The organism is Pseudomonas sp. 14A (assembly GCF_018132745.1).
In the GTDB taxonomy this organism is placed as follows: domain Bacteria; phylum Pseudomonadota; class Gammaproteobacteria; order Pseudomonadales; family Pseudomonadaceae; genus Aquipseudomonas; species Aquipseudomonas mercuritolerans.
The window spans coordinates 462588-475253 of sequence record NZ_JAGRQJ010000010.1; the positions used below are offsets into that span (position 1 = coordinate 462588).

The 12666-nt window shown below is 59.8% G+C and carries 11 protein-coding genes; 5 read left to right on the top strand and 6 right to left on the bottom strand.

All coding sequences use genetic code 11. The features are described from left to right. Positions 1 to 33 precede the first annotated feature (33 nt). The gene (locus PS14A_RS12120) at positions 34 to 1035 is read right to left on the bottom strand and encodes a FecR family protein (protein WP_130912917.1); all 1002 of its coding nucleotides are present in this window, start codon (positions 1033 to 1035) and stop codon (positions 34 to 36) included. Between the two features lie 153 nt (positions 1036 to 1188). Between PS14A_RS12120 and PS14A_RS12125 the strand changes: the two genes are divergently transcribed. Next, a complete protein-coding gene (locus PS14A_RS12125; protein ID WP_071172382.1) occupies positions 1189 to 1458 on the top strand; it encodes a PepSY domain-containing protein in 270 nt (89 codons plus the stop codon). Positions 1459 to 1518: 60 nt separating this feature from the next. Here the strand turns inward: PS14A_RS12125 and PS14A_RS12130 are convergent, their stop codons facing one another. Next, positions 1519 to 5430 carry a DUF6543 domain-containing protein gene (locus tag PS14A_RS12130; RefSeq protein ID WP_249121256.1) on the bottom strand — a complete coding sequence of 1304 codons (3912 nt, stop codon included), beginning with the start codon at positions 5428 to 5430 and terminating at the stop codon, positions 1519 to 1521. Between the two features lie 357 nt (positions 5431 to 5787). Here PS14A_RS12130 and PS14A_RS26615 point away from each other — a divergent pair, with 357 nt between their 5' ends. Then, positions 5788 to 6450: a hypothetical protein gene (locus PS14A_RS26615; protein WP_249121257.1), complete on the top strand. Its 663-nt coding sequence runs from the start codon at positions 5788 to 5790 to the stop codon at positions 6448 to 6450. A 144-nt stretch (positions 6451 to 6594) separates the two neighbouring features. After that, a complete protein-coding gene (locus PS14A_RS12135) occupies positions 6595 to 7623 on the top strand; it encodes an Ldh family oxidoreductase (protein ID WP_137213542.1) in 1029 nt (342 codons plus the stop codon). Positions 7624 to 7825: 202 nt separating this feature from the next. Here PS14A_RS12135 and PS14A_RS12140 read toward each other — a convergent pair whose 3' ends face one another. Further along, positions 7826 to 8143, bottom strand: coding sequence for a DUF883 family protein (locus PS14A_RS12140; RefSeq protein ID WP_130912447.1), 318 nt, complete (start codon positions 8141 to 8143; stop codon positions 7826 to 7828). A 154-nt stretch (positions 8144 to 8297) separates the two neighbouring features. On the opposite strand from PS14A_RS12140, the gene PS14A_RS12145 reads away from it, so the two are divergent. Beyond that, on the top strand, positions 8298 to 8552 hold the full coding sequence (locus PS14A_RS12145) for a hypothetical protein (protein ID WP_003224595.1): 255 nt from the start codon (positions 8298 to 8300) through the stop codon (positions 8550 to 8552). Between the two features lie 6 nt (positions 8553 to 8558). Here PS14A_RS12145 and PS14A_RS12150 read toward each other — a convergent pair whose 3' ends face one another. Then, positions 8559 to 9473 (bottom strand): LysR family transcriptional regulator, encoded by a 915-nt coding sequence (locus PS14A_RS12150; RefSeq protein ID WP_212616275.1) that lies wholly within the window; start codon positions 9471 to 9473, stop codon positions 8559 to 8561. 84 nt (positions 9474 to 9557) lie between these two features. Between PS14A_RS12150 and PS14A_RS12155 the strand changes: the two genes are divergently transcribed. Further along, positions 9558 to 10481 (top strand): carbon-nitrogen hydrolase family protein, encoded by a 924-nt coding sequence (locus PS14A_RS12155; protein WP_212616276.1) that lies wholly within the window; start codon positions 9558 to 9560, stop codon positions 10479 to 10481. A gap of 147 nt (positions 10482 to 10628) precedes the next feature. Here PS14A_RS12155 and PS14A_RS12160 read toward each other — a convergent pair whose 3' ends face one another. Both PS14A_RS12160 and PS14A_RS12165 read right to left on the bottom strand, forming a co-directional pair. Next, a complete protein-coding gene (locus tag PS14A_RS12160; protein WP_073474543.1) occupies positions 10629 to 11102 on the bottom strand; it encodes an LEA type 2 family protein in 474 nt (157 codons plus the stop codon). A gap of 65 nt (positions 11103 to 11167) precedes the next feature. Beyond that, complete coding sequence (locus PS14A_RS12165; RefSeq protein WP_110603344.1) at positions 11168 to 12634, bottom strand: nucleobase:cation symporter-2 family protein; 1467 nt, start codon at positions 12632 to 12634, stop codon at positions 11168 to 11170. Positions 12635 to 12666 lie beyond the last annotated feature (32 nt).

The following is a 12666-nucleotide window of genomic DNA, read 5'->3' on the forward strand; positions in this document are numbered from 1 at the left end:
AACGAAGGCCGCCTCCCGCAAGGGACGCGGCCTTCAGCTTTTCGGCGGACGCTGCGGCATCGAGTTGATCACCGGATTGCCTTCCTTGTTGCGGGTCAGGTAGACCGGCAGCACTTTCGGCAGGGTGTTGGCGAGGTTGTTCATCTCTTTGATGTTGTAGACGCCGCCCACGCGGATCGCGCCGGTGCTGGTGTCGGCGAGCATCAACGGCTTGTCGAGGTAACGATTGATCAGCGGCAGGGCGTCGTGAAGCGCAAGGTTGTCGAGCACCAGTCTGCCGCTGCGCCACGCCAGTGAAGTGTCGCCTGGGTAGGTCTGGCTGATCTGCGGGGCGTAATCGCCATGTCGGTAGCGTGCCTGCATCGAGGGGCTCAGGCGCAGGCCGTCGCCCGGCAGATCGCGATTGCTGCTGACCAGCACCGAACCTTCGACCAGATTGACCCGCACCTGATCCTCATACATCCATACGTTGAACCGGGTGCCGGTCACGCGGATCTTGCCGTCGCCGGCACGCACTACGAATGGATGCCCGGTGTCGTGACTGACGTTGAAAAACGCTTCACCCTTGTTCAGGGTAACGCGACGTTCATGTTTGTAATTGCTGAAGGTCAGGTCGGTGTTGAGGTTGAGTTCCAGCTGGCTGCCGTCACCCAGCGTGACCCGACGCACACTGTCGGTGGCGGCGTAATGCTGATAACTGTTGGGCAGCCAGCCCAGACTCCAGCCGCTGTAAGCCGCCAGCGGCAGGGCGAGGGCGCATGCTGCGGCAATGACCGCGAACTTGCGCCACGGTCGCGAAGGCTTGCGTTGTGCGGCCAGCTCACCCGGCTCGGTTCGAGGCAGATCCCCGGCCACTTCCCAGATTTCCTGCATCGCTTCGTATTCAAAGGCATGCAACGGATGGGCTTCGTGCCAGGCTTCAAATGCGCGACGCTCCTCGTCCGTGCAGTCAGCGGCGTGCAGACGCATGCACCAATGCGCGGCGGCATCGGTGATCGCATCGTATTCGGCTTCCGAGAGAGTGTCTTGGGTCATTGACTCGTCCTGATTTCGCTCATTCTAACCTCGCCGGCAGGCTGCCGAGAACATCCGTCATGGCATTTACCCATCAACGTGGAACTTATTTTTCCCTGTGGCGCCCAAAAAAACAGGAAGCAACTGCCTACTATCCATAAATGGAGTGAAAAAATGATCAAAAAGACATTCGCAGCCCTGATTGCCACCGCCGGTTTGCTCAGCGCCGGTGCCGCCCTGGCCGACAAACCGGGCGCGGGCTGGATAACCATCGAGAAAGCCATCGAGGTCGCCAAGACCAAGGCCGGCTATGTCGAGGTCTATGAGATCGGCGCTGACAATGACGGTTACTGGGAAGGCGAAGGGCGCAAGGCCGATGGCAGCGTCTATGAGTTCCGTATCGATGGCGCTTCCGGCAATGTGCTGCGTGACCAGAAGGATTAAGCCTCCCATACAGGTTGTTGGAAAAGGTGCGCCGGCGTTGAGCCGGCGCACCTTTTTTGTTTACGGCTCAGGTTGCGAGGATGCCGGTTGGCTTGGGACCGGTGCAGGGAGCGGGATGGGTGTCGGAAGGGGATCCAGATCCTTGCCCATTTCGCTGATGAGCAACGCGATCGAGTCGGCGTTGGCCAGATGGACGTCGATGCGTGCCTCGCCCGAGAGAGGATTGCGAAACGCTTTGCGCGCGTCTGCGAGATTGGTGGTTTTGGTAAGGCTGAGTATTTTTTTGTATTCATCGGCGCGCGACGGAATCTGGTCCAGGTCAGTCCACACCGTGTCGCTGGTTTTCTCTGCGAAAAGGTGCGGGGCAGAACGCGACAATGAATTTCGCTGACGCTCAAGACTTTCCAAGGCAAGTTGACCCATGTCGGTTGTGGTGTCGATAAGGCTGGGAAATGGCCCGATTGCCTGTACCCAGACAAGATCTTCGCTGGCGCAGACCAGATGCGAAAGTTCGTGGATGAGCGTCACCGCGCGGGCGTGAGAATCGACGCCGAATCTGAAAGGTAAATGGGCGGTGTAACCATCCATCCCGGGATTAAAAAAAACTTCAGTAAGATGGATGATTCGCTTTTTGTCGTTTTTGAAAACAAAGGCGAGGATATTGCTGTCAACGTAGCCATTGAGTCCCGCGTAGAAACGTTCGGTAGAGAGCAAATCATCTCTGGGATCCATCAATTCGCGGCAAATAGGGATGGCTACGTCCTCGAATTTCCTCAGCAGTTCAGGCGTAACCTGAGTCACCTCAAAAAAGCTTTTCAGCAGCGTTTCCACCCTTGTGCCGCCCAGATTGTCGCGACTTATGACGAAGTTATGCAGGCACTTCAATGCGTACTCTCTCGCCCGAACCACCGCTTGTTGTATCACGTAGGCCCTCGCGGGGTAACGACGATTGATCTGAGCCATTCCTCTCGCCTGGATAAGCAATTCTATGCGTCGGTTTTTCTCGACATCCTGCTGCACGGGGTCACGGTGCGTGGACCTGGAGCAATGGGCCGGGTGGTCCGCGCTGGCGACTACCAGTCGCGAGTTTTTTACCTCGAGTGCTGGCCCCTGGCTGCCGTCTTTTTTGCGCAAATGCCAGGTTTTCTCGGCCTGGGCCACCGCATAGACCTTGCCGGCAATAGCCGCATACTTGTCAGTTGTCGAAGGGGCACTGTAGACCAGCTTTTGCGCGTCAAGCTTGAGGGTTTCCAGTGCGGTGCTGGTTTCATACGGCTGCAAATTGACGCGAGCGGCCGCAGTCGGCGGCATTTTCGCCCAGCGCGGGGCTGCTTTGACCGTTGTGGCGACACCGGATGAGGGCTGCGCGTGGGCGGCAAATTCAGTGGTCGCCGTTTCTGCTTCGTCTTCCCAGGACAAGCGTCCCAGACTGAACAGAGAGATGGCCCCTGCGATGAAACTCTTCACACCATTGGCCCAATGGTGGTCCTGAAGGTCTTCAGCGGATTGCTTGAAGTCCTCAAAGCTTTTCCAAAGGAACAGCAACGAGGCGAGTTTGCCTGGCAGCACGTGCGGAACCAGACGAACACCGTGACTGAAGAGAAACTTTGCCGCTTCCCAATCCGCCTGGGCATTGATCTGCGGCTGACTGCCGAGCATTTTCGGCAGAAGTCCGAGGGTGTCCTTGTGCAGCCGTTCAAGCACGTTGCCGCTGATAGCTTGACTTCCAACAGTGATCTCGCTGGATTTGCCAATCGTCGTTTTCAGCAGGTTTCTGAATACGGCCTGCTGCCCCTCCGGCAGACGCCGAATGATCAGATCCTGGAAATGCCCCGGAGTGTTCAGCGCATCAATCAATTGCGCTTGGTTTTCAAACTCGCGAAACACGAATCTGGAGTAGGGTGCATAGAGCACCCGTGGGCCGGTGTGCCCCGATCCTGGCCCGAAGACATACAGCCCGAGTGTGTCGACGGGATCAGCGCCACCGGTCTTGATCAATGACAGCGGGCAGACAATTGCCTGGGCGCCCTCGACCATGGCCCGAGCCATCCCGTCAGGCATGTCGAGCACTTGGCAAATGTAGTCGTAACCGTTCTCGGAGAGTTGCTGTTGCAGCTTCAACGCGTGTGCGTGTTGCATCAGTTGCCAAGGCACCTGACGGAGAAACCGCTGTTTGCTGATGCGTGCCGACTCACTGTCGCCGGACAGTGCGGCGGTCACTTTCCCTGCATAGGTCGTGGATACTTCCAGAGACTGCAGCAGCTGCTGCACCGCGGATTGACCAAAGTTTTTCGGTAGCGCCGTAGCTGTCTTCGCGGTCACTTTGAAACCGGTACCCTGCACGATGTTGTAGTGATGCAGGGCAAACTCCACAAGGTCGCAGGCTGTACCGGCCAGCGTCAGGTTCGGGGTGATCTGGATGTCCTGCGGTTTGAGGCGGTTGTTGGGGAATCTGGCGTCGAGCAGTGTCTTCAGTGTCTGCTCGACATGAGTGGCGAGTGCCGGAACGCCCTCGAGAAAATCCTTGCCTTCAAAAAATGCGTGGCGCAATTCATCCAGCAGTGCGAGTTGCGTGTGTTGCTCTTTCGCCGGGGCCATGCGCAACCAGTCCGGGTAGTCCAGATGGCCGGCAACGGCGCGAGCGAAATCAATGGCTCGGCGCAGATTGGTATCGATGACGGTGGCTTTCATGTGGCCGAGGAACTTCGCCAGCGTGGCTTCGTCCTTGATGCACGTGCGGAACAGATCACACTCGTCCATGTAGTGCTCGATAGCCGATTGCATGCGATTGCTCGACACACTTTCTTCTATCAATTGGAACGTGCCGAGCGTGTACTGCTGGCCCATGCGCCGTTGCTTGGATGGCAGATTTTCCAGCAGGGCCTGGCTCCGGTTGTTGTTATTCAACCGACCTTGCAGTTGTTTGCGCGCGGTTTCGATATCGTCGAACGATTCCAGGCCATCGGCTGGCGTCCACATAAGGGCGCGTCCGGAATGCGCGACGTCCATGCCACCGCGCTCGGTCAACAGCACGCAATGAGCAAGCGGCAACGCGTCATTCTGGCCATCGCATCTCACCGTCATTGACCAGGCATCCGGACGAAAACCATTGAGCGATTTGCGCTCGGCGCGCGTCGCGTTGCCTGTGTCGAACACGGTATCGACGATCTGTCGTTCGGCTTCCAGCCACGTACCACCGAGGTTTCTCAGCTGGGCTTCGCCGCGTATGGCCGCTTCGAAAGCCTGGGCCAGTTTCCAGCCAAGGCTCTCGACAAAGCCGCGCTGCTCACGACTGCTGGCAGTCGGCTGGTTCTTGAACTCAGCGCTGAGGTTGTCCAGCGTTCGTTGCAGTTTTGTCAGCAATTGCGCAGCCTTGTCCGCCTGCACCACTGACGATGGCGGAGCGCTGGCAAACAACGGTCGGGTGCTCCAGCGCTGATTGACGTCAAGCTTGAGCAGGCGCTGATGGAGCATTGAACGGATATCCAGCGCCTTGTCGAACAGCGCGTGAATATCGCTGGTGCGTTCGCTCTGGCGAAACCGCTGCAGGACAAATTCGATGTTTTGCCGCTGCTTGGTGAGGATTGCCTCAAACAGGGTCGTCATGATATCGCCGCCGATGTTTTCGCCTGACACCTGAGCATTGGCAAAACCCAGGTAGCGATTGCGCTCTTCGAGGTTCATCAGCCCGTACAGCTCGTCTTCGTGCCCCGCAGCACCGAGCTTGGCGGTCAGCGTTTGTTTGAGGTCGGCGTAGTTTGTGAGCACTTGCACGCCCTCGCTCGGAGTGTAGAGATAAGCCTTGTCGTGGTTGATCATCAGCGAGCCGGCCAACTCGACTTGAGCAGTGCCCTCGCGCAGGCACACGGTTTCGTACGCAGGCCGCCGCACGGCCACGTTTGGCTCGCGGATCAGGCTGTGCAGGGCGTCGAACTCACTGGCTGAAAGAATCTCCGTTTCGCGCTTGATCATCAGGTCCGCGCGCGCCTGATCCTTCAGCGTCTGGGCGAAGAAGGTGCGTCGCGGCGAACCCTCGAATGAAGCGGCATTCCAGTAGCCCTCGAGCTGCCGAAACAACAGCATGGTGAGTTTGCCAGAGGCCAGGATGATTGCAGCTGCCCACGCTGATTGATCGCCAGCGCTGGATAGACGGGCCGGATGTGAAAATTCGACAGTCTGACCGTGTGCCCAGCCCTGACGGCGAAAATGCAGCAACAGCGCCTCAGGCAGTGAGCGCGAGTCGACCCACTGCTTGCCTGCGCCGGAAGAGGCAGGCGGCGCAGCGGCGTAAAAACCGACCTGGGTGAGCGACTGCTGCAAATCGCCAAAGTGAGGCTGGAGCTGTTCGTCGAGGATTTTCTCCAGCAGGGTGGTGAGCGACGGCAGGCGTTTCAGTTCGTCCAGCAAGTCACCGGCGCAACGCTCCTGAGAGCGTGTAATCGCGGTTTGTTGATCGTCGAATACATCTCCCTCGATGGTCTCGCGGGTGATGGTGATACCGCGTTTTTCCACCAGCTCCTTGCGCTGCGAAACGCGGAGAAACGCCAACAGGTCATCCTCTTCAGTGGCGTTGTCGAGCCGCGTTTGCAGGGCCAGCGTCAGCGCTTTGTCATCGCTGTATTTCTTCAGCCCATCGTAGGGGGTATAGAGAAAAACACCGTTGTCATCCGGCCCGGCACCGAGGATGAAACTGCCGGCCAGAGCAACGGCCGGTTGTTTGTCGGCGTTGAGCAGAATTCGCTCGGCGCGCATTGGCGGGGTTTGCGCGTTGCGCAGTTCGTGGCTCGCCAGCTGTACGTGCGCGAGCCAGGCGAAATCTTTGCTGTTGAAACCGTGAGCTGTCGCCAGCGCACGATGCAAACCGGGGAAATTCAGAATGTCGGGGAACAGGAGTGGTGCGGTCGAACTGGACATCATCAAAGCTCTGATCGGGGCGCCCTTGGGCCGGGACTCAACAGTAGAGGCGCGGCCCGCAGCACTTGCGGTAGATAGTTACCGCATGTGCCGATGCGAAATGTGCGGCAGGACGGCCGCGATCAATCGAAGGGTTGACAGCCGACAGCTTCGACGGGGTTAATCGGTGGGCAAACCGACCGTACGCTGTTGTTCCCTCCAATAATCATTCTGGAGCTTCAGATGTCTGCGCCACACGATCATGGCTCGTCCACAGTGCCCCTCGAAGCACTGACGCAACTGCTTGAAACGATTTTTCTGCGCCACGGCACCTCCACGGAAGTCGCCCGGGTGCTGGCCGCCAACTGCGCCAACGCCGAACGCGATGGCGCCCATAGCCACGGCGTCTTTCGCATTCCCGGCTATGTCTCGACGTTGAAAAGCGGCTGGGTCAATGGTCACGCCGTGCCTCAGGTCGAAGACGTCGCGCCCGGTTTTGTCCGTGTCGACGCTGGCAACGGTTTCGCTCAACCGGCGCTGGCCGCTGCACGATCACTGTTGGTGGAAAAGGCGCGCAATGCCGGGATCGCGGTGTTGGCGATTCGCAACTCGCATCATTTCGCCGCGTTGTGGCCGGATGTCGAGCCGTTTGCCGATGAAGGTCTGGTAGCCCTGAGCGTGGTCAACAGCATGACCTGCGTGGTGCCCCATGGCGCGGATCGGCCGTTGTTCGGCACCAATCCGATTGCCTTCGCCGCGCCAAGGGCCAACGCCGCGCCGATCGTTTTCGACCTCGCCACCAGCGCCATTGCCCATGGCGATGTGCAAATTGCCGCGCGCAAAGGTGAAAAACTCCCGGCCGGCATGGGCGTCGACAGCCTCGGCCAACCGACACAGGATCCCAAGGCGATTCTTGAAGGTGGCGCCTTGTTGCCGTTTGGCGGGCACAAAGGCTCAGCGTTGTCGATGATGGTCGAGTTGCTCGCGGCGGCGTTGACCGGCGGCAATTTCTCTTTCGAGTTCGACTGGTCCAACCATCCTGGCGCGAAGACTCCATGGACTGGCCAGCTATTGATCGTGATCGACCCGAGCAAAGCGGCGGGGCAGAGTTTCGCCCAGCGCAGTGAGGAACTGGTGCGGCAGATGCACGGGGTCGGTCTCAAGCGCTTGCCGGGGGATCGACGGCATTTGCAGCGCAGTCGGTCGATGGCGCAAGGGATTGCGCTGGATGAACAGACGTTGGGGCAGTTGCGGGAGTTGGCGGGGGAGTGAGTCTTTTGTTGTTCTGACGATTGCAGTGACAAGGTCAAAAGCCCCTCACCCTGGCCCTCTCCCAGGGGGAGAGGGGACTGACCGCGTGGTTTGGGCGAGATACGCGGACTTGGGATACCGAGGTGAATTCAGTAATGGAAAAGCAAAGCGGTGGGCATAAAAAAGGCGAACCCTGAGGTTCGCCTTTTTTTATGCGCCTGACTCAGCGACGGCCGAGCAGCAGGCCCACCACCAGGCCGAAACCGGCGGAGATCGCTACGGTTTGCCATGGGTGGCCACCGATATAGTTCTCCGTGGCTTCAACGGCGGGTTTGGTGCGCTCGCGCACGCTCGACACTGAATCCAGTGCCTGCTGCAGTTTGAGGGCGATTTGTGCGCGCAGGGTTTCCGCTTCTTCGCCTACCAGTGAAGCGCTGCTCTTGAGCAGTTTGTCCGATTCCTCGATCAGCGACTGAAGCTCGCTGAAGGCCTGATCCTTGATTTGCTCTTCGGCGGCTTGCACCGCGGTTTTACGGGCCATTGGGTGACTCCTTGCAGGTGAATGGACAGTGACCAATGGAGTGTAGCGGCAGACGAAAAGTTGCATGTCATTCGCGGACAAGGGAAAAACCTGCACCGGAGATTTGTACCGAGCGTGTAAGATGTCGCCATTTTACGCAGCAGGATAAATCCCCATGAGTTTCAATCTGGCCGACAAATCCCTCGCAGAGCGCGCAGCGCTGGAAGACGAGAAATCCCGTCTGTTCGAACTCTGGCAGAACAATCTGGGCAAAGCCAAAGGCGAAGCCGCGCGTCTGTTTGGCGAACGCTCCAAGCGCAAGGGCAAATGGGCCGAGTGGGTCCGCGCCGAACTGGACGGCATGTCGCCGCCGGAGTTCGCCAACATGGTGCGCAGTGAAGTCAATCGCCTGATGGCGGCGAACAAATAATCTGTTTCACACCTGGCTGAACGTGGCGGCAATCGCCTCGCGAACCTTGACCAGCACCGGATCGATCTGTGTGCTGGTGCGCCAGCCCAGTTCCACCGGATAGCGCGGTAAAGCCAGAGGGCAGGGCAGCAGCGCCAGCCCGCTTAGCGCCGCGATACTTTCAGCGGCGTGGGCCGGAATGGTCGCCACTGCCTGACTGCCCTTGAGCAAAAAGGGCAGCGCGGCAAAATGCGTAGTCGACGCGCAGACCCGGCGGCTCAATCCCAGTGCCGCCAATCCCTCATCGGTAATGCCGATAAAGCCTCCCGACGACACCAGAATGTGCTCGCGTTCAACGAACTCTCGCAATTCGATCTGCTGTTGGCCTGGCGCAAGACTGGCCAGGTCGACCAGACACGCATACCCGCCTTCTCCCAACACCTGACGGCTGAGCAAGCGCTCGGCAAATCCGCCGGCGGTGATCGCCAGGTCGATGCTGCGCTCCATCAACGCGCGGGCGACGATCTGGCTGTGGGTCTGGCGGAATATCAGCCGCAGCTTCGGCGCACGGCGGGCGATTTCCTCGATCAAGCGGCGACCGTAGGCAATTTCAAAATCATCTGACAGACCAATCGCTACCGAGCGACCCTCGTACTGATTGGCCGCAGGATCAAGCATGGCCAGACTTTGCCGGCATTTGTTCAGGGCATCGCTGATCACCGGTTTCAGCTGATTGGCTTGCAGCGTCGGTGCCAGACCGCGCCCGGTGCGCACGAACAACTGATCGCCATACACCTCGCGCAAACGACGCAACGCCGCGCTGACCGCCGACTGCGTTACGCCGAGGCGCAGGGCTGCGCGGCTGGCACTGGATTCCTCGTGCAGTGCTTCGAAGACTTTCAGCAGGTTCAGGTCGATGTCGGCGATATTCATTTGACTCATATCATTCAGCAGTGGGCAGGGCTTTATTCATGATCGCGTGACGCTGGAGAATCAGCAACACCTGAACCTGATGGAGTAAACACGATGGCCAAATCAATAGTTGCGGCGTTGCAAATCGGTGCCTTGCCCGGTGGCAAGGGCGAAACCCTTGAGCAGATTCTTGGCTGGGAAGACGCAATCCGCGAATCCGGCGCTGCGTTGGTGGTGATGCCGGAAGCCTTGCTCGGTGGTTATCCGAAAGGCGAGGGTTTCGGCACCCAATTGGGCTATCGACTGCCCGAGGGTCGAGAAGCTTTCGCCCGGTATTTCGCCAATGCCATCGATGTGCCGGGAGCGGAAACCGAAGCGCTGGCGGGACTGTCCGCGCGCACCGGGGCCAATCTGGTGATCGGCGTGATCGAACGCGCCGGCAGCACCTTGTATTGCACGGTGCTGTATTTCGACCCGCAGGCCGGGTTGATCGGCAAGCACCGTAAGCTCATGCCCACCGGCACCGAGCGCCTGATCTGGGGCAAGGGTGACGGCTCGACGCTGCCGGTGTTCGACACCCAGGTTGGCAAGCTTGGCGCGGTGGTCTGCTGGGAAAACATGATGCCGCTGCTGCGCACGGCGATGTATGCCAAGGGCGTTGAGGTCTGGTGCGCGCCGACCGTTGACGAGCGCGAAATGTGGCAGGTCAGCATGCGCCACATCGCCCATGAAGGCCGCTGCTTTGTGGTCAGCGCCTGTCAGGTACAGGCCTCGCCGAATGCGTTGGGGGTGGAGATTGCCAATTGGCCGAGTGATCGACCGTTGATTGCCGGTGGCAGCGTGATCGTCGGGCCGATGGGCGATGTGCTGGCGGGGCCGTTGCGCGGGGAAGCGGGGTTGCTCACGGCGCAAATCGACACTGATGAACTGATCCGCGCGCGGTACGACTACGATGTGGTCGGCCACTATGCGCGGCCGGATGTGTTCGAGTTGACCGTTGATGAGCGCGCGAAGCCGGGAGTGCGGTTCAATACCTGACATTGAAACATGTAGAGAACCTGTGGGAGCGAGCCTGCTCGCGAAGACGTAGGCACCTGCAATATTGGAATTGCCTGAACTACCGCTTTCGCGAGCAGGCTCGCTCCCACAGGGGTTGTGTGTTGTTCTGCCGATTGCGACCGCTGACTACCAGGTCGCCGCGCTCGCCTTGGGCAGGCTCAACTTGCCGCTGTCGGTGAAGCGCATCGTGCCAAACAACCCGCCCGCCAGTTTGCCGCGCAGCACGTAGGGCAGGTTGTCGAGGCTTTGCGTCTGGCTCAGGCCCAAGGTCTGGCGCAGGAACGAGAACGCCGAGACGCTGACCGGTACCGTGACAATGGCTTCAGAGAAACGCGGGATCGAGCCGCTCTGATCGCTCACGCCCGACGCCAGCGAATGACCATTGACCTCCAGATCCAGGGCGATGCCGTTGTAATCGATCGCCGTTTCGTTGGGATTCTGCACGCGCAGCTTGATCGCGAAGCGCACTTCCAGTTCCTGACTCGGCAACGGTTCGAGGCCGACCACGTTGATATTCACCGGGTCGCGGTTGGGAAACAGCGCGCAGGCGCTGAGCGACAACAGCAGAAGCGACAGGATGACGGCATGGACGCGGCGCATAAAAATCTCTCGACAAAAAAGGGCTGAACCGTCGCCGGTGCAGCCCTTTTTGCCAAGGCGCGACGTCAGCGATTCAACTGTGCGACAGCCGCCGCTTGGCCGGGTTCACCTTTGCCGGTGACGTCGGGGTTTTCCATGACCTGCAGAATCGAAGCTTCCGGGTCGAAATCGTCTTCTTCCAGCTCGATGAATTCCTCGGGCAGGAAGATGTTCAGCACGATAGCGCACAACGCGCCAACGGTGATCGGCGATTCGAAGATGTTGCGCAGCGCCTGCGGCAGTTCGCGCAACACTTCCGGCACCGCCGCGATGCCCAGGCCCATGCCCAGGGAAATCGCCACGATCAGCATGTTGCGCCGATGCAGGCCGGCTTCGGCGAGGATCTTGATTCCGGCCACGGCGACGGTGCCGAACATCACCAGCTCGGCGCCGCCCAGCACCGGTTTCGGCATCAGTTGCAGCACCGCGCCGATCATCGGGAACAAACCGAGCAACACCAGCAGGCCGGCAATGAAAAACGCCACGTAGCGGCTGGCCACGCCGGTCAGCTGGATCACGCCGTTGTTCTGCGCGAAGGTCACCATCGGCATGCTGTTGAACACCGCCGCCATGGCCGAGTTGAGACCATCGGCGAGCAGGCCGGATTTGATTCGGCGGATGTACAGCGGGCCTTTCACCGGTTGCCGCGAGATCATCGAGTTGGCGGTCAGGTCACCGGCCGCTTCCAGCGGCGAAACCAGGAAAATCACCGCCACCGGCACGAACGCCACCCAATCGAAGTTGAAACCGTACTTGAACGGCACCGGCACGCTGACCAGCGGCACCTCGGGCATCGACGCGAAATCCACTGTGCCCATCAGCCAGGCCACCACATAACCAAGAGTCAGGCCAATGACGATCGCGCCCAGGCGCAGGAACGGCACGTCGACGCGATTCAGCACGACGATAGTGCCGATCACCAGTGCCGCCAGAAATACATGGCTGGCGGCGCCGAGATCAGGCGCACCGAAGCCGCCAGCAATGTCGGTCATCGCCACTTTGATCAGCGACAGGCCCATCAGCGTAATGATGGTGCCGGTCACCACCGGGGTGATCAGCATGCGCAGTTTGCCGATGAACTGGCTGAGCACCACTTCGATGAACGCCGCGAAGAAGCACACGCCGAAGATCGTCGAGAGTATTTCATCAGTGCCGCCGCCACGCGCCTTGACCATGAACCCGGCGCTGAGAATCACGCTGATAAAGGAAAAACTGGTGCCTTGCAGACACAGCAGGCCGGAACCCACCGGGCCGAATCGCTTGGCCTGGACAAACGTGCCGAGGCCGGAGACGAACAGCGCCATGCTGATCAGGTAAGGAATTTCGCTGTGCAGACCGAGGGCGCCGCCCATGATCAGGGTCGGGGTGATGATGCCGACGAAACTCGCCAGCACGTGTTGCAGCGCGGCGAACACCGTGGCGGTCAGGTGCGGACGGTCGTTGAGGCCGTAGATCAGGTCGTTGTTGCGCGGGGTTTTGTCAGAGGCGGTCATGGTGAGGTGCGCGCCGCAAGGCGGGGCCGGGT

Excerpts from the sequence above, each read along its gene's own strand:
- PS14A_RS12120 (WP_130912917.1), bottom strand. The coding sequence starts at position 1,035 with ATGACCCAAGACACTCTCTCGGAAGCCGAATACGATGCGATCACCGAT.
- PS14A_RS12125 (WP_071172382.1), top strand. The coding sequence starts at position 1,189 with ATGATCAAAAAGACATTCGCAGCCCTGATTGCCACCGCCGGTTTGCTC.
- PS14A_RS12130 (WP_249121256.1), bottom strand. The coding sequence starts at position 5,430 with ATGATCAAGCGCGAAACGGAGATTCTTTCAGCCAGTGAGTTCGACGCC.
- PS14A_RS12135 (WP_137213542.1), top strand. The coding sequence starts at position 6,595 with ATGTCTGCGCCACACGATCATGGCTCGTCCACAGTGCCCCTCGAAGCA.
- PS14A_RS12140 (WP_130912447.1), bottom strand. The coding sequence starts at position 8,143 with ATGGCCCGTAAAACCGCGGTGCAAGCCGCCGAAGAGCAAATCAAGGAT.
- PS14A_RS12145 (WP_003224595.1), top strand. The coding sequence starts at position 8,298 with ATGAGTTTCAATCTGGCCGACAAATCCCTCGCAGAGCGCGCAGCGCTG.
- PS14A_RS12150 (WP_212616275.1), bottom strand. The coding sequence starts at position 9,473 with ATGAGTCAAATGAATATCGCCGACATCGACCTGAACCTGCTGAAAGTC.
- PS14A_RS12155 (WP_212616276.1), top strand. The coding sequence starts at position 9,558 with ATGGCCAAATCAATAGTTGCGGCGTTGCAAATCGGTGCCTTGCCCGGT.
- PS14A_RS12160 (WP_073474543.1), bottom strand. The coding sequence starts at position 11,102 with ATGCGCCGCGTCCATGCCGTCATCCTGTCGCTTCTGCTGTTGTCGCTC.
- PS14A_RS12165 (WP_110603344.1), bottom strand. The coding sequence starts at position 12,634 with ATGACCGCCTCTGACAAAACCCCGCGCAACAACGACCTGATCTACGGC.